This window comes from Pseudomonas sp. G11, from assembly GCF_029457515.1.
In the GTDB taxonomy this organism is placed as follows: domain Bacteria; phylum Pseudomonadota; class Gammaproteobacteria; order Pseudomonadales; family Pseudomonadaceae; genus Aquipseudomonas; species Aquipseudomonas gorinensis.
On sequence record NZ_CP120377.1, the window covers coordinates 6337348 to 6352799 of the forward strand.

Annotated in this window: 15 protein-coding genes; 12 read left to right on the forward strand and 3 right to left on the reverse strand. The window is 59.8% G+C overall.

Annotated elements, in window-relative coordinates; all coding sequences use genetic code 11:
• Window positions 1–111: 111 nt before the first annotated feature.
• From sodB to P2T68_RS29180, 6 genes are all read left to right on the forward strand, one after another.
• Window positions 112–708, forward strand: a complete 597-nt coding sequence (gene sodB, locus P2T68_RS29155; RefSeq protein ID WP_024077098.1) for a superoxide dismutase [Fe] — start codon at window positions 112–114, stop codon at window positions 706–708.
• A gap of 113 nt (window positions 709–821) precedes the next feature.
• Entirely contained in the window at window positions 822–1847 is a 1026-nt protein-coding gene (locus tag P2T68_RS29160; protein ID WP_024074122.1) for an IS110 family transposase, read from the forward strand.
• Between the two features lie 366 nt (window positions 1848–2213).
• Complete coding sequence (locus tag P2T68_RS29165; RefSeq protein ID WP_158244156.1) at window positions 2214–2387, forward strand: hypothetical protein; 174 nt, start codon at window positions 2214–2216, stop codon at window positions 2385–2387.
• Between the two features lie 238 nt (window positions 2388–2625).
• Window positions 2626–4677, forward strand: a complete 2052-nt coding sequence (locus P2T68_RS29170) for a bifunctional diguanylate cyclase/phosphodiesterase (protein WP_024077100.1) — start codon at window positions 2626–2628, stop codon at window positions 4675–4677.
• A gap of 126 nt (window positions 4678–4803) precedes the next feature.
• Window positions 4804–6147, forward strand: a complete 1344-nt coding sequence (locus P2T68_RS29175) for an imelysin family protein (protein ID WP_024077101.1) — start codon at window positions 4804–4806, stop codon at window positions 6145–6147.
• Between the two features lie 247 nt (window positions 6148–6394).
• Window positions 6395–7849, forward strand: coding sequence for a TrkH family potassium uptake protein (locus P2T68_RS29180; RefSeq protein WP_024077102.1), 1455 nt, complete (start codon window positions 6395–6397; stop codon window positions 7847–7849).
• Here the strand turns inward: P2T68_RS29180 and P2T68_RS29185 are convergent.
• Window positions 7806–8864 (reverse strand): AraC family transcriptional regulator, encoded by a 1059-nt coding sequence (locus P2T68_RS29185; protein ID WP_024077103.1) that lies wholly within the window; start codon window positions 8862–8864, stop codon window positions 7806–7808. The genes P2T68_RS29180 and P2T68_RS29185 overlap by 44 nt on opposite strands.
• Window positions 8865–9024: 160 nt before the next feature.
• On the opposite strand from P2T68_RS29185, the gene P2T68_RS29190 reads away from it, so the two are divergent.
• The 3 genes from P2T68_RS29190 (at window position 9025) to P2T68_RS29200 (ending at window position 11183) form a co-directional block, all read left to right on the forward strand.
• Complete coding sequence (locus tag P2T68_RS29190; protein WP_024077104.1) at window positions 9025–9336, forward strand: DUF962 domain-containing protein; 312 nt, start codon at window positions 9025–9027, stop codon at window positions 9334–9336.
• 363 nt (window positions 9337–9699) lie between these two features.
• Window positions 9700–9882 (forward strand): hypothetical protein, encoded by a 183-nt coding sequence (locus tag P2T68_RS29195; protein ID WP_024077106.1) that lies wholly within the window; start codon window positions 9700–9702, stop codon window positions 9880–9882.
• 104 nt (window positions 9883–9986) lie between these two features.
• Entirely contained in the window at window positions 9987–11183 is a 1197-nt protein-coding gene (locus tag P2T68_RS29200; RefSeq protein ID WP_024077107.1) for an MFS transporter, read from the forward strand.
• Here the strand turns inward: P2T68_RS29200 and arfB are convergent.
• The gene (gene arfB / locus P2T68_RS29205; protein ID WP_024077108.1) at window positions 11180–11593 is read right to left on the reverse strand and encodes an alternative ribosome rescue aminoacyl-tRNA hydrolase ArfB; all 414 of its coding nucleotides are present in this window, start codon (window positions 11591–11593) and stop codon (window positions 11180–11182) included. The two genes, P2T68_RS29200 and arfB, sit on opposite strands and share 4 nt — an antisense overlap.
• A 69-nt stretch (window positions 11594–11662) precedes the next feature.
• Here arfB and P2T68_RS29210 point away from each other — a divergent pair, with 69 nt between their 5' ends.
• Window positions 11663–12037, forward strand: a complete 375-nt coding sequence (locus P2T68_RS29210; RefSeq protein ID WP_024077109.1) for a cytochrome c — start codon at window positions 11663–11665, stop codon at window positions 12035–12037.
• Between the two features lie 84 nt (window positions 12038–12121).
• Here the strand turns inward: P2T68_RS29210 and P2T68_RS29215 are convergent, their stop codons facing one another.
• A complete protein-coding gene (locus P2T68_RS29215; RefSeq protein WP_102623785.1) occupies window positions 12122–13543 on the reverse strand; it encodes an amino acid permease in 1422 nt (473 codons plus the stop codon).
• Between the two features lie 646 nt (window positions 13544–14189).
• On the opposite strand from P2T68_RS29215, the gene P2T68_RS29220 reads away from it, so the two are divergent.
• Window positions 14190–14327, forward strand: a complete 138-nt coding sequence (locus P2T68_RS29220) for a hypothetical protein (protein WP_003237751.1) — start codon at window positions 14190–14192, stop codon at window positions 14325–14327.
• A 73-nt stretch (window positions 14328–14400) separates the two neighbouring features.
• Window positions 14401–15360, forward strand: a complete 960-nt coding sequence (locus P2T68_RS29225; RefSeq protein ID WP_277378653.1) for a leucyl aminopeptidase — start codon at window positions 14401–14403, stop codon at window positions 15358–15360.
• Window positions 15361–15452: the final 92 nt, after the last annotated feature.

Sequence of the window (15452 nt, forward strand, 5' to 3'; positions counted from 1 at the left end):
GTGCTATGATCCGGACCCTGCGCCGCAAAGAGTACAAACTCCCCGGCGCTTGTTTGGCCGCCCGTGATCGGCCTTGCGCTCACCGCAACTGACCTGATTAGGAGAATCATCATGGCTTTCGAATTGCCGCCGCTGCCCTACGCACACGATGCCCTGCAGCCGCACATCTCCAAGGAAACCTTGGAATATCACCACGACAAGCACCACAACACCTATGTCGTGAACCTGAACAACCTGGTGCCTGGCACCGAGTTCGAAGGCAAGACCCTGGAAGAGATCGTCAAATCCTCTTCGGGCGGTATCTTCAACAACGCCGCTCAGGTCTGGAACCACACCTTTTACTGGAACTGCCTGGCGCCAAACGCCGGTGGCCAACCGACCGGCGCACTGGCTGAAGCGATCAACGCTTCGTTCGGTTCGTTCGACAAGTTCAAGGAAGAGTTCACCAAGACGTCCGTCGGCACCTTCGGTTCCGGTTGGGGCTGGCTGGTGAAAAAGGCTGACGGTTCCCTGGCCCTGGCCAGCACCATCGGCGCCGGCAACCCGCTGACCAGCGGCGACACCCCGCTGCTGACCTGCGACGTCTGGGAACACGCTTACTACATCGACTACCGCAACGCCCGTCCAAAGTATGTGGAAGCGTTCTGGAACCTGGTCAACTGGAAGTTCGTGGCTGAGCAGTTCGAAGGCAAGACCTTCACTGCCTAAGCAACCCTTGCAGTAGAAAGAGCCCGGCAATTGCCGGGCTAATGAGATGGTCCCCCCCACACCCTGCGAGGGCTACGCTTTCGCAGGGTGTTTTGTTTTTGGAGGCCATCATCATGAGCGAGTCAGCACTGATCGGGATCGATCTCGGCAAACATAATTTCCACCTTCTGGGCCAAGACAAATCGGGCCGCGAGGTGTTTCGCAAAAAGCTCTCGCGAGCGCAGATGATGCGGTTCTTCGGCAACTTGCCGAGCTGCGTCGTGGTAACGGAAGCCTGTGCCGGCTCTCACTTCATCGCCCGTCAGCTTGCGGCGATGGGGCATACGACCAAGTTGATTTCACCGCAGTTTGTCCGCCCTTTCGTCAAGGGCAACAAAAATGACTTTATCGACGCAGAGGCCATTTGCGAGGCGGCTTCCCGTCCGTCCATGCGCTTCGTTACGCCTAAAACCGAGTCTCAGCAAACCCTGTCTGTCCTGCATCGCATGCGCGAGTCGTTGGTGCATGACCGCACCAAGACAGCCAATCAGATGCACGGTTTCCTGCTGGAATTTGGCATCAGCCTGCCCAAAGGCTCAGCCATCATGAAGCGTTTGGCAGCTGTTTTGGCCGAGCATGAGCTGCCTGTGCGGCTGACAGTGCTGTTGCAACGCCTGCACGATCACTTCGTTTACCTGGATGAACAGATCAAGGAACTGGACAAACAACTGGCTTGCCAGCTGGCCGACGATGATCTGGGGAGCCGTTTGCTTAGCATGCCGTGTGTCGGTCCGATCACCGCCAGCCTTCTGGCTGTAGAAATGGGCGATGGCAAGCAATACCGATGCAGTCGCGATTTTGCGGCTTCAGTGGGCTTGGTGCCGCGACAGTACAGCACGGGCGGCAAAGCCAATTTGTTGGGGATCAGCAAGCGGGGTGACAAGCACCTGCGGCAACTGCTGGTGCAATGCTCCAGGGTTTACATGCAGAGGCTGGATCATCAGAAGGGGGCTTTGGCCGACTGGGTGCGAGCGCTGCTGCGCCGACGACACTCGAATGTGGTGGCCTGTGCCCTGGCCAACAAACTGGCGCGTATCGCTTGGGCGATAGCGGCTCACCATGCGCAATATGAAGCAGGGCCAGACGCCTTGAACGCCTGACCCTGCGGTTGTTGCAGTACCACAATTCACCCTTCAGGTTTTGCGATAGCTGAACAACGGATGACGTGAACGGCCTACCGGCCTGGCGAAGATCCTGACATAAAAATCGGCTTCAGAAGCCGACGGGCTTTTAAGGATCGTCAGGCGCGACTCTCATCGTGGCGCTGGGGCAAGCCCCAAACAGACGCCGGATAGATTTAAGCAAGCCAACCACATCGCCCGTTAATCAGTATTGCAAAAATGGGGGGGACCATAGATTTTTACGGGCGCAGGATAGACAGGCCATAAGCACGGGAACCCAACAACAGCATTCGCCACACAAGCGATAGGAGGAATGAACCTCTTAATCAAGTGTGAGGAATGACGATGGATCCGATATCGGGAGCAGGTGCAATCTCAATGATAATGGGCCTTCTGGGGACGGGGATGGATCTGGCAAAAGACGCAATGGACATGGCCAATAAAGCAATGGACACAGCCGGCGACGGCGCGAAGATCGGCGGCGAAGAGCAACAGCCACAGGGTCCGATTAGTTTTTAAGACACTCTGCGAATAATAAAGGCGCAGCTCCTCCGCTTTTTTCCCAGTGGGGCTTGCAGCGCCCGCCCCTCTCCTCGCCCACTTCAGACAAGCCATGAGATAACCTGCCATCTCTCGCGTTTATCCAGCCAAAACGTCGATTGGGCTCTTGCTCTTAATGTCCCTTTGACTGCCCTCACCAGATTGCCAATACTCATGGCATATTGAAGGCCACCCGCATGGAACAAGGAATGACCCTTTGAAGCTGGAACTCAAAAACAGCTTGTCGGTGAAGTTGTTACGGGTTGTGCTGCTGTCGGCATTGATCGTGGGTGTGGCGCTGAGCGTCGCGCAGATCGTCTTCGATGCCTACAAGACACGCCAGGCCGTGGCCAGTGATGCCCAGCGCATCCTCGATATGTTTCGCGACCCCTCGACCCAGGCCGTCTATAGCCTGGACCGCGAGATGGGCATGCAGGTGATCGAGGGGCTGTTTCAGGACGACGCGGTGCGCATGGCCTCCATCGGCCATCCCAACGAAACCATGCTCGCGGAAAAAAGCCGCGCCATGCAGCAGTCCCCCAGCCGCTGGCTGACCGACTTGATCCTCGGCCAGGAACGCACATTCACCACCGCCCTGGTCGGCAAAGGCCCCTACAGCGAATATTACGGCGACCTGAGCATCACCCTCGACACAGCCACCTATGGCCAGGGGTTTATTGTCAATTCGGTGATCATCTTCATTTCCGGTGTGCTGCGCGCCCTGGCCATGGGCCTGGTGCTGTACCTGGTGTACCACTGGCTGCTGACCAAACCGTTGTCGCGGATTATCGAGCACCTGACGTCGATCAACCCCGACCGGCCCAGCGAACACAAGATCCCTCAGCTCAAGGGCCACGAACGCAACGAACTGGGGCTGTGGATCAACACCGCCAATCAGTTGCTCGAATCCATCGAACGCAATACCCACCTGCGCCACGAAGCTGAATCCAGCCTGCTGCGCATGGCCCAATACGACTTTCTCACCGGCCTGCCGAACCGCCAGAAACTGCAGGAGCAACTGGACAAGATCCTGATCGACGCCGGCCGCCGGCAGCGCCGCGTGGCCGTGTTGTGCGTGGGCCTGGACGACTTTAAAAGCGTCAACGAGCAGTTCACCTACCAGGCCGGCGACAAATTATTGCTCGCCCTGGCCGACCGCCTGCGCGCCCACAGTGGCCGCCTCGGTGCGCTTGCCCGCCTCGGCGGCGACCAGTTTGCCCTGGTGCAGGCCGATATCGACCAGCCGTACGAAGCCGCTGAACTGGCGCAAAGCATCCTCGATGACCTGGAAGCGGAATTCGCCCTCGACCATGAGCTGATCCGCCTGCGCGCCACCATTGGCATCACGTTGTTCCCGGAAGACGGCGACAGCACCGAAAAGCTGCTGCAAAAAGCCGAACAAACCATGACCTTGGCCAAGAGCCGCTCGCGCAACCGGTACCAGTTCTATATCGCCAGCGTCGACAGCGAAATGCGCCGTCGCCGCGAACTGGAAAAAGACCTGCGCGACGCCCTGAGCCGCGACCAGTTCCACCTGGTGTACCAGCCGCAGATCAGCTATCGCGACCACCGTGTGGTCGGCGTCGAGGCATTGATCCGCTGGCAGCACCCGGAGCATGGCCTGGTACCGCCAGACTTGTTTATCCCGCTGGCGGAACAGAACGGCACCATCATCCCCATTGGCGAATGGGTGCTCGACCAGGCCTGCCGGCAACTGCGCGAATGGCATGACCAGGGCTTCACCGGCCTGCGCATGGCGGTCAACTTGTCCACCGTGCAGTTGCACCACGCCGAGCTGCCGCGAGTGGTCAATAACCTCATGCAGATCTACCGCTTGCCGCCCCGCAGCCTGGAACTGGAAGTGACCGAGACCGGCTTGATGGAAGACATCAGCACCGCCGCCCAGCACCTGCTGAGCCTGCGCCGTTCCGGTGCGCTGATCGCCATCGATGACTTCGGGACCGGTTATTCATCCTTGAGCTACCTGAAAAGCCTGCCCCTGGACAAGATCAAGATCGACAAGAGCTTCGTTCAGGACCTGCTGGACGACGATGACGATGCAACCATCGTGCGCGCCATCATCCAGTTGGGCAAAAGCCTGGGCATGCAGGTGATCGCCGAGGGCGTGGAAACCGCGGAGCAAGAGGCCTATATCATCTCCGAAGGCTGCCATGAGGGTCAGGGCTATCACTACAGCAAACCGCTGCCAGCGCGGGAATTGGCAGCTTATTTGAAGCAGTCCGAGCGCAATAACGCAGCCATTCTTTGAGCCGATAAAACAATACTGAATATTTCCCTCGTTTAAGCCTTTACACAAAATGCAAATCTTTCGCATTATGTTGCAGTTTTGCGCGGCCCCGCGCGCCCTATTAACAACCGAAGCAGGATGTTCGCCATGATTCGTATGCCCCTGGCCACCGCCAGTCTGCTGGCCATTGCCATTTCTCTCGCCGGTTGCGGCGAAGGTAAAGACAAAGCCGCTGCGCCCCAGGCGCCGACCCCGGCTGCCAGCACTACCGCTCCAGCGGCTGCCACCCCTGCCGGCCAGGTCGACGAAGCAGCCGCCAAGGCTGTGGTCGCGCATTACGCCGACATGGTATTCGCGGTCTACAGCGACGCCGAATCCACCGCGAAAACCCTGCAGACCGCGATCGACACCTTCCTCGCCAATCCGAACGACCAGACCCTGAAAGCCGCCCGTGCCGCCTGGGTCGCTGCACGCGTACCGTACCTGCAGAGCGAAGTGTTCCGCTTCGGCAATACCATCATCGACGACTGGGAAGGCCAAGTGAACGCCTGGCCCCTGGACGAAGGCCTGATCGACTACACCGACAAATCCTACGAACACGCCCTGGGTAACCCAGGCGCCAACGCCAACATCATTGCCAATACCGAGATCCAGGTGGGCGAAGACAAGGTCGACGTGAAGGACATCACCCCGGAAAAACTCGCCAGCCTCAATGAGCTCGGCGGTTCCGAAGCCAACGTCGCCACCGGCTACCACGCCATCGAATTCCTGCTGTGGGGCCAAGACCTGAACGGCACCGGCCCAGGTGCCGGCAACCGCCCTGCATCGGACTACATGACGGGCGACGGCGCCACGGGCGGCCACAACGAGCGTCGCCGCACTTACCTGCGCGCCGTGACCCAACTGTTGGTCAGCGACCTGGAAGAAATGGTCGGCAACTGGAAACCCAACGTCGAAGACAACTACCGCGCCACCCTGGAGGCAGAACCTGCCACCGACGGCCTGCGCAAAATGCTGTTCGGCATGGGCAGCCTGTCCTTGGGCGAACTGGCTGGCGAGCGCATGAAGGTTTCCCTGGAGGCCAACTCGCCGGAAGACGAGCAGGACTGCTTCAGCGACAACACCCACAACTCGCACTTCTATGACGCCAAGGGCATCCGCAACGTCTACCTGGGCGAATACACCCGAGTCGACGGCACCAAGATGACGGGCGCCAGCCTGTCGTCGCTGGTGGCCAAGGTCGATCCGGCGGCCGATAGCGCCCTGAAGGCCGACCTGGCCGCGACCGAAGCGAAGATCCAGGTCATGGTTGATCATGCCAACAAGGGTGAACATTACGACCAGTTGATCGCTGCCGGTAACGACGCGGGCAACCAGATCGTGCGTGACGCCATCGCCGCGCTGGTCAAGCAGACCGGCTCGATCGAAGCCGCTGCAGGCAAGCTGGGCATCAGCGACCTGAACCCGGATAACGCTGATCACGAGTTCTGATCCGTGCCGTGTTGAATGAGGCGACCTTCGGGTCGCCTTTTTTTGCGCTATCTCTTCTACCACAGACCCCATGTGTGAGGGGCTTGCCCACGATGGCGGTGGGTCAGCAGGTACTTCCTTCACTGACAGGCCGCTATCGGGGGCAAGCCCCCTCCCACAGTTGACCTGCATCGTCTCGACGGCCCGGTTTACATGCCCTGCACCCCAGGTAGAATGGCGCCTCTCTCCTTTCACCCGAGTTCACTTCATGGCGTTGCCGACCCTACGCATCATCGGTTTCATCATCGGCATCTTCCTGATCACCCTCGCGATCGCCATGGTTGTGCCCATGGCCACCCTGGTGCTGTTCGAGCGCACCCAAGACCTGCCCTCGTTCCTGTGGGCCAGCCTGATCACCTTTGTCGCCGGCCTGGTGCTGGTAATCCCCGGGCGCCCGGAGCATGTGCACTTGCGGCCCCGAGACATGTACCTGCTGACCGTCAGCAGTTGGGTGGTGGTGTGCATCTTCGCCGCGCTGCCCTTTTTGCTGACCCAACACATCAGCTACACCGACTCCTTCTTCGAAAGCATGTCCGGTATCACCGCCACCGGTTCCACGGTCCTGAGCGGGCTGGACAGCATGTCGCCGGGCATCCTGATATGGCGCTCGCTGCTGCACTGGCTCGGCGGTATCGGCTTTATCGGCATGGCGGTGGCGATCCTGCCGCTGCTGCGCATCGGTGGCATGCGCCTGTTCCAGACCGAATCCTCGGACCGCTCGGAGAAGGTCATGCCGCGTTCGCACATGGTGGCGCGGCTGATCGTGGCGGCATACGTAGGCATCACCATCCTCGGCAGCCTGGCGTTCTGGTGGGCCGGGATGGGCTTGTTCGATGCGATCAACCATGCGATGTCGGCGATTTCCACCGGCGGTTTTTCCACCTCCGATGAGTCCCTGGCCCACTGGAAACAGCCGGCCGTGCACTGGGTGGCGGTGGTGGTGATGATCCTCGGCAGCCTGCCGTTCACCCTGTATGTCGCCACGTTGCGCGGCAACCGCCGGGCGTTGATCAAGGATCAGCAGGTGCAGGGGCTGCTCGCCTTGTTGTTGGTGACCTGGCTGGTGCTCGGCACCTGGTACTGGTGGACCACCAACCTGCATTGGCTGGATGCCCTGCGCCATGTGGCGCTGAACGTGACGTCAGTGGTTACGACGACGGGCTTTGCACTGGGGGACTACAGCCTGTGGGGCAACTTCTCACTGATGCTGTTTTTCTACCTGGGCTTTATCGGCGGCTGCTCGGGGTCCACGGCGGGCGGAATCAAGATCTTCCGTTTCCAGGTCGCCTATATCCTGCTCAAGGCCAACTTGAACCAACTGATTCACCCGCGCGCGGTGATCAAGCAGAAGTACAACGGCCACCGCCTCGACGAAGAAATCGTACGCTCGATCCTCACGTTCTCGTTCTTCTTCGCGATCACCATCTGCATGATCGCCCTGGCCTTGTCGCTGCTGGGCCTGGATTGGATGACCGCCCTGACCGGCGCCGCCAGCACCGTGTCCGGCGTAGGCCCGGGCCTGGGAGAAACCATCGGCCCGGCCGGCAACTTCGCCAGCCTGCCGGATGCGGCCAAGTGGATTTTGTCGCTGGGCATGTTACTGGGCCGGCTGGAGATCATTACAGTCTTTGTTCTGTGTATTCCTGCGTTCTGGCGTCACTGACCGTCGAGGTTTCCAACAGACGCGCCCGGTACTCGCCGGGCGTGCTATCGAACCAGCGGCGAAACGCGCGAAAGAAGTTGCTCGGGTCAGCAAACCCCAACAGGTAGGCAATTTCCAGCAGGGTCATGCTCGGCTGCGCCAGGTATTGCTCGGCCAGTTCGCGACGGGTGTCGTCGAGCAAGGTCTGGAAACTGGTGCCCTCCTCCTGCAAACGCCGTTGCAAGGTGCGCTGGGACAGGTGCAGGGTCTGGGCCACCACTTCGCGCTTGGGCTCACCCTGGGGCAACAGGCGGCACAGTACCTGCCGAGCCTTGTGGGTCACACGGCTTTCCGAGAAGCGCGCCAGGTATTCACCGGCAAACCGATCGTGCAACAGTGCCATGGCCTCGTTAGCGGTGGGCAGCGGCGCGTCCATGTCGGCGCGCTCGAAGATCAACGCGTCGTAGGGCGCGTCGAACTCCAGTGGGGCATGGAACGCTTGCCTGTAGGGCGCCAGGTTCGCGGGCTGCTCGCCTTGCAACAGCACCTTGCGCGGTTGCAGGGTGCGACCGGTCAGCCAGCCGCACAATGCCAATGCACAGGCCAGCGACGCTTCGGCGCTTTGCCGGGTCGGTGGCAGGTGATCGCCATGAACCGTGAGGATCAGCGCATAACCTTCGGGTAACAGGCGGAAACTCAGGTCGGCACTTTCGGCAATGATGCGCTGGTAACGCACCAGGCGCATAAAACCTTCGGCCAGGGTGTTACTGGACATCAGCGCATAGCCGGCCACATGGAACGACGCCGGGCGCACCACCTTGCCCATGTTCAGGCCGATCGCGGGGTTGCCCGATAACTCAACCGCGCGCTGCCAGAGCCGCGTCATGGAGTCTTGCGGAAAACGCGCATCGGGATCGTTGAGGGCGGCGTAGTCCAGGCCCAGTTGCTGGAACAAGGCATGGCAATCCAGGCCGTCCATTTCCAATGCCTTGACTATCCCCATCGCCCAGCTTGCAGAAGTTGTTCGTTCGCTCATGGCGTCTTCTTAAAAAAGCAGGCTCAACCAGCAGCCAGGAAGCCAAGGATACTAAAGTGGCATCTATTGTCACTGGCTGTTACCACTGATCACTCTAGACTCAAATAAGCTCCTCGCCGAACATCTGTTGGGCGGCATAACAATCAAAGGGCCGCCCGTCGTGCAAAACATCAAGCGATTCAACAGCTTTGCCGAGTTCTACCCCTATTACCTGGCGGAGCACGCCAACAGCACGTGCCGGCGCCTGCACTTCATCGGGACCACGCTGGTGATTGGCTTTTTGGCGTATGCGGTGGGCAAGGGCTCCCTGGGCCTGTTGCTGGCGGTGCCCATCGCCGGCTATGGCTTCGCCTGGGTGGGCCACTTCTTCTTCGAAAAGAATCGGCCGGCGACCTTCCAGCACCCGTTCTACAGCCTGCTGGGGGATTTCGTGATGTACCGCGACATGATCCTCGGCAAGGTGCCGTTCTAGCCGTGCGGCCTCTTGTCACTTGCGTAAAAAAATCAAGGCTCGCACATCCGTCGATATAAAAGTCTTTTTGTCATTTACAGTGCTGTATCCTGCCAAGGCTTTTTGAGAGCGCGGAATCACCTGCGATTGAAAACCACAGACCTTGCGAGGAGCGACGACGATGCACGAGATACCTAATCTCCCCTTCCCAAGCCTGCACGAAACTGAGCAGCCAACCCCGCAGCAGGCCAGCGCGAAGCAGCCTGAGGCCAAAGAAGCAAAACCAGTCGACAGCAAAAGCCAGGACTGACGCCGTACCAGACCGTGTGGAAAGCGCACCTTTGAGCGCTTTCCACACTGCCTGAATTGCCCGAGATCCCCACCATGACCGATACCCCTCCCGACAGCCGCGACACCGCCGTGCTTGATACGGCCTTGCAGATGGTCGACGTCTGGAACCGCCTCAGCGCGGACAAACAAGCCGTTTTGCTCAAGCGCTTCGGTACCCAGGAAAATGCGCTGGCCGCCCTGGTCACCACCCAATTGCTGGCCCCCGCTCGAGCCTGAGGTCTTTTTGATCTGAGGTTTTTGCGTTTTACCGCCCTGCGCGGACCAAAGCCCCGGTATCATTAGCAGCCTATCTTTACCTGCTGCGACAGTGGACCTCTCCCATGCCAGATACCCAGCGCCCCATGGCGGTCACGCTGCAAGTTGTTTCCATCGTGTTGTTCACCTTCATCGGCTACCTGAACATCGGCATCCCCCTCGCCGTATTGCCCGGCTATGTCCACAGTGAACTGGGCTATGGCGCGGTGATCGCCGGGCTGGTGATCAGCGTGCAATACCTGGCCACCTTACTGAGCCGCCCCTACGCCGGGCGCATCATCGACAACCTGGGCAGCAAGCGTGCGGTATTGATCGGGCTGGTGGGCTGCGGCCTGAGCGGCGTGTTCATGTTGCTCGCAGCCTGGTTTTCCAGCCTGCCGGCCTTGAGCCTGGGCAGCCTGCTGATCGGCCGCCTGGTCTTGGGCAGTGCTGAAAGCCTGGTCGGTTCGGGCGCCATCGGCTGGGGCATTGGCCGTGTGGGAGCGACAAATACCGCCAAGGTGATCTCATGGAACGGCATCGCCAGCTACGGCGCGCTGGCGGTCGGCGCACCGTTGGGGGTGCTGCTGGTCAGTCATCTCGGGTTGTGGAGCATGGGGGTCAGCATCATTCTGCTGGCGGTCATCGGCGTCGCCCTGGCCTGGCCCAAGGAAGCGGCGCCGATTGTGGCCGGGGTGCGCCTGCCGTTCATGAACGTGCTGGGTCGGGTCCTGCCCCACGGTTGCGCGCTGGCCCTGGGCTCCATCGGCTTTGGCACCATCGCCACCTTTATCACCCTGTACTACACCACTCAGCACTGGGATAACGCGGTGTGGGCCTTGAGCCTGTTTGGTGCCAGCTTTATCGGCGCCCGCCTGTTGTTCGGCAATTTGATCAACCGGATTGGCGGCTTTCGCGTGGCGATCGCCTGCCTGTCAGTGGAGATCCTTGGCCTGTTGTTGCTGTGGCTGGCGCCGGATGCCCACCTGGCCCTGGCTGGGGCGGCGTTGAGCGGCTTCGGCTTTTCCCTGGTGTTCCCGGCGCTCGGGGTGGAGGCGGTCAACCTGGTGCCCGCGTCCAGCCGGGGTTCGGCGGTAGGGGCTTACTCGTTGTTTATCGACTTGTCGCTGGGGATTACCGGCCCGCTGGCCGGGGCCGTGGCGGCAGGCTTCGGCTTCGCCTCGATCTTCCTGTTCGCCGCCCTTGCCGCCCTGGGAGGGTTGCTGCTGAGTGTCTACCTGTACCGGCAAGCGCCCAAGGCCCGTGAGTCGCGCGGCGCCTAGAAATCGACCTTGCCGCGCCCAGCCTTGATGCTGCCGCGCTTGGTCTTGGATTCCAGGCGGCGCTTCTTCGAACCCAGCGTGGGCTTGGTGGGGCGGCGCTTCTTCTCGACCTTGGTGGCGCTGAGGATCAACTCCACCAGGCGCTCCAGCGCATCGGCGCGGTTCTGCTCCTGGGTCCGATATTGCTGGGCCTTGAGCACCAGCACCCCTTCGCTGGTGATCCGACTGTCACGCAGCGCCAGCAACCGCTCCTTATAGAAATCCGGCAACGACGATGCTGGAATATCAAACCGCAGGTGCACCGCGCTCGACACCTTATTGACGTTCTGACCACCGGCGCCCTGGGCGCGGATGGCAGTCAGCTCGATCTCGGCATCGGGTAGCTGCACATTATTGGATATCACCAGCATCGATCAAAAACCTTAGGCAACGGACACGCCCAACTCGGACAACAACATCAACAACAAGGACGCATGAACATGAAAATACTATTGATCATTTTGCTCGGCACCTTATCACTCATTCAAACGCCACTGTCCCTTGCAGACAATACCAATGGCAAAAACCTCTATTCACAGCGATGCGCCATGTGCCACGGGCCAGACCTCAAGGCAACGGGGCCGTTGGCCAAGAAAAGCAACCCGCCCACACCTGACCTTACAACCCCGGCCTTCAAAAAACGGCTGGCGGCTTATCCGGGCGTTATTGTGTCTTCGGTCATACTCCGCCCGAATGGAGACCTGATCCCAAAAACGCTGCGCGAGAATGGGGTGAAGGTCGCGCCGCATGCCTGGAACGTCAAGGACTTGCGCGACTTGAACGAATACATGAGCGGTGTGATTTCAAAAAGTTGACGACTTCAACATTCAAAAACCCCGCGCCCTGAGTTCCCGACAGCGGAATACAGGGTGCGGGGTTTTCTTTAGACGTGCGCCTGTTTACTTCAGTGTCGCACTCGCTGCGCTCAACGCGGCTTCAGCACTGCGCTTGTTCTTGATCCCGTAACACACCGCCATGAACGCGACCCACACCGGGATCGCGTACACCGACACCTGGATCCCCGGAATCATCAGCATGATCACCAGGATAAACACCACGAACGCCAGGCAGACGTAGTTGCCATACGGGTACCACAACGCCTTGAACAGCGGCACCTGGCCGGTGCGGTTCATGTGCTGGCGGAACTTGAAGTGCGAGAAGCTGATCATCGCCCAGTTGATCACCAGCGTGGCCACCACCAGGGACATCAGCAGCTCCAACGCGTGTTGCGGGATCAAGTAGTTCATCAACACTGCCACCAGCGTGACCGCCGCCGAAGCGAGGATCGAACGCACTGGCACGCCGCGCTTGTCGATCTTCGCTAACACCTTGGGCGCATCGCCCTGCTCGGCCATGCCCAGCAGCATGCGGCTGTTGCAGTAGGTGCCGCTGTTGTACACCGACAGCGCCGCCGTCAGCACCACGAAATTGAGGATATGCGCGGCGGTGTTGCTGCCCAGCATCGAGAACACCTGCACGAACGGGCTGCCGCTGTAGGCATCGCCGGACGCGTTGAGGGTCGCCAGCAGGCTGTCCCACGGCGTCAGCGACAACAGCACCACCAGGGCGCCGATGTAGAAGATCAGGATGCGGTAGATCACCTGGTTGATGGCCTTGGGGATCACGGTGCGTGGCTGGTCGGCTTCTGCAGCGGTGAAGCCGAGCATTTCCAGGCCGCCGAAGGAGAACATGATAATCGCCATGGCCATCACCAACCCGCCGACGCCATGGGGGAAGAAGCCGCCATGTTCCCACAGGTTGCTCACCGAGGCTTGTGGGCCGCCGCTGCCGCTGACCAGCAAGTAACTGCCCAGGGCGATCATGCCGACGATGGCCACCACCTTGATGATGGCAAACCAGAACTCGGCCTCACCGAAGACTTTGACGTTGGCCAGGTTGATCAAATTGATCAGCACGAAAAACGCTGCCGCCGACACCCAGGTCGGGATCTCCGGCCACCAGTAATGCACGTACTTACCGACAGCCGTCAGCTCCGACATGCCCACCAGAATGTATAGGATCCAACAGTTCCAGCCCGACAGGAAGCCGGCGAAACCGCCCCAGTACTTGTGGGCAAAGTGGCTGAAAGAACCGGCGACCGGCTCTTCGACAATCATTTCGCCGAGCTGGCGCATGATCATGAACGCGATAAAGCCGCAGATGGCATAGCCGAGGATCATCGACGGGCCGGCGGATTTGAGCACCCCGGCCGAGCCCAGGAACAGGCCGGTACCGATGGCACCACCGAGGGCGATCAACTGGATATGCCGATTTTTCAGGCCGCGTTTCAGCTCGCCTGAAGAAGAATGGGGTCCACTCATGAAAAGGGTCTCACGCAAGGTTTGATGATGTTGAATGCACGTTGCTGGCTTGAATTACCGACTCAAGCAGCACCGCTCAAACCCCAGCGCAGGCACCAGGAGTACAGCGTCGTTCTAACGGTCATGCGTCACCTGTTTGTTTTTATCTGTGACGAAATAGAACCCGACTGGCTCGTGGCCAGGCGGAATGATCAGGGCGAGTCACCCTGAGGTCTTGGCCATTTGCGTGGTTACGCAAGGGGGTCACAGTAAAACGCGGCGCATTGTACACCGCTCGACAGCTTCGGGAGGCCGTCGCAGAGCGTGCGCGACAATCTGTCAGGTATTCCTTACAGCTTGGCGAGGCTGAGAAATGCCCGGCCAATATCGTAAATTTATTGTTACACCGCGGAAACCCAGCGTTACAGGCACGCTTATCCGTCATTCAGCAGAAAATTGTCGCCAGGAAATTGCTGACCTGTCGTGTCAGCTAGCCAACTGTTTTTTCTGAATAAATCGACGCCCTGAAAAAACAGAACAAAAAATGCAAATGAAACCGTGTCAATAAATTTTTTGCATTACCAAACACTCTCACCTAGGTTCTTTCACTTGCCCAGCGAAGCCGCTGGCAAGCCGTTCTCAAACAACGTCCTCTAGGAGATACACCATGCAAGCACTGGAAAAAGACCTGGAAACCGAACTGCAACTTGACGATTGGTTTGAAGCACCGACCCACGAGGCAGCCGTTGAAATGATGCAAGCCGACGCCGTTGTGCCCTTTGGCACCGCGATGTGGCCTTTCTAACACGCGGCAGGCATCCGGCAGGTGCTGTGCACGGCACCTGCCCCCTTACCCAAGGCACAGAAGGACATACGTCATGGACAAGGCCCGCGCCGTCGAACACTTTCTCTACTACCTCGCGCATCACCCGGCCCTTATCGGCCTGAGCCGCCCGACCGTGTTACTGGGCCATACCGAACGCTACGACGCCATTGCCCAGGCCATCACCCACGGCAGTGCCGCCCGTTTTAACTTCCAGCTACAACGCCTGGACCTGGCGCCCAGCCACCACCTGGCCCAGGCCATCGAAGCCTGCGACCTGTACCTGTTTCTGTACGACTCCTCGACCTTGCCCAACCCACGCGCCGAAGGCCCGGACTTTATTCGTGCCTTGCATGAGGTCATGGCTGAACACTGGAAGAAATCCCTGCTGTTCAAGGATTACGGCGACTATTTCTACGACACCTTCAGCGTCGAACCGCAGCGTATCGCCGACCTCAATGCCACGCTGATCCGGCGCATGTCCCAGGCCACGGTGCTGAGCTTTACCGACGAACACGGCTCGCGCCTGGAAGCGCCGCTGAGCAGCATCAAGAAGTGGACCAATATCAACGGTATCGGCAACCACGACCTGGCCCCCGGCGAGATCGCTACCCACAGCGAGGCGATCAATGGCCAAGTGCGGTTCATGGGGACCTTCCTCAGCACCATCCCCTTTGCGCGCAAATACGGTGTACTGCAATCACCCTTGGAGTTGTGGATCGAGAACTCGACCATCTGCAGCGTGGCCAGTGACGTGCCGGGGCTCGCGGAGGATTTCAACAAATACCTGAATGCCAACCCCTCCAACCGCCGGGTGGAAGAGCTGGGGATCGGCACCAATGAGGGGGTCAAGGATCTGTACGCCCGCAATGCCGGGTTCGAGGAGCGTCATTGCGGCTTGCACCTGGGCTTGGGCGGCGGGCAGAAAGGCAGCCATCACCTGGATCTGATCTTTGCCAGTGGGGTCTTGGCCCTGGATGACAAACCGGTGTTTGACGGCACGTTCGCGTTCTGAGCATCGATCTTGAAAAGGATGAAGATCCAAATGTGGGAGGGGGCTTGCCCCCGATAGCGGTGCATCAGTCGCCGGATTGGCAAGCTGATACA

Excerpts from the sequence above, each read along its gene's own strand:
- sodB (WP_024077098.1), top strand. The coding sequence starts at position 112 with ATGGCTTTCGAATTGCCGCCGCTGCCCTACGCACACGATGCCCTGCAG.
- P2T68_RS29160 (WP_024074122.1), top strand. The coding sequence starts at position 822 with ATGAGCGAGTCAGCACTGATCGGGATCGATCTCGGCAAACATAATTTC.
- P2T68_RS29165 (WP_158244156.1), top strand. The coding sequence starts at position 2,214 with ATGGATCCGATATCGGGAGCAGGTGCAATCTCAATGATAATGGGCCTT.
- P2T68_RS29175 (WP_024077101.1), top strand. The coding sequence starts at position 4,804 with ATGATTCGTATGCCCCTGGCCACCGCCAGTCTGCTGGCCATTGCCATT.
- P2T68_RS29180 (WP_024077102.1), top strand. The coding sequence starts at position 6,395 with ATGGCGTTGCCGACCCTACGCATCATCGGTTTCATCATCGGCATCTTC.
- P2T68_RS29185 (WP_024077103.1), bottom strand. The coding sequence starts at position 8,864 with ATGAGCGAACGAACAACTTCTGCAAGCTGGGCGATGGGGATAGTCAAG.
- P2T68_RS29195 (WP_024077106.1), top strand. The coding sequence starts at position 9,700 with ATGACCGATACCCCTCCCGACAGCCGCGACACCGCCGTGCTTGATACG.
- P2T68_RS29200 (WP_024077107.1), top strand. The coding sequence starts at position 9,987 with ATGCCAGATACCCAGCGCCCCATGGCGGTCACGCTGCAAGTTGTTTCC.
- arfB (WP_024077108.1), bottom strand. The coding sequence starts at position 11,593 with ATGCTGGTGATATCCAATAATGTGCAGCTACCCGATGCCGAGATCGAG.
- P2T68_RS29210 (WP_024077109.1), top strand. The coding sequence starts at position 11,663 with ATGAAAATACTATTGATCATTTTGCTCGGCACCTTATCACTCATTCAA.
- P2T68_RS29215 (WP_102623785.1), bottom strand. The coding sequence starts at position 13,543 with ATGAGTGGACCCCATTCTTCTTCAGGCGAGCTGAAACGCGGCCTGAAA.
- P2T68_RS29220 (WP_003237751.1), top strand. The coding sequence starts at position 14,190 with ATGCAAGCACTGGAAAAAGACCTGGAAACCGAACTGCAACTTGACGAT.
- P2T68_RS29225 (WP_277378653.1), top strand. The coding sequence starts at position 14,401 with ATGGACAAGGCCCGCGCCGTCGAACACTTTCTCTACTACCTCGCGCAT.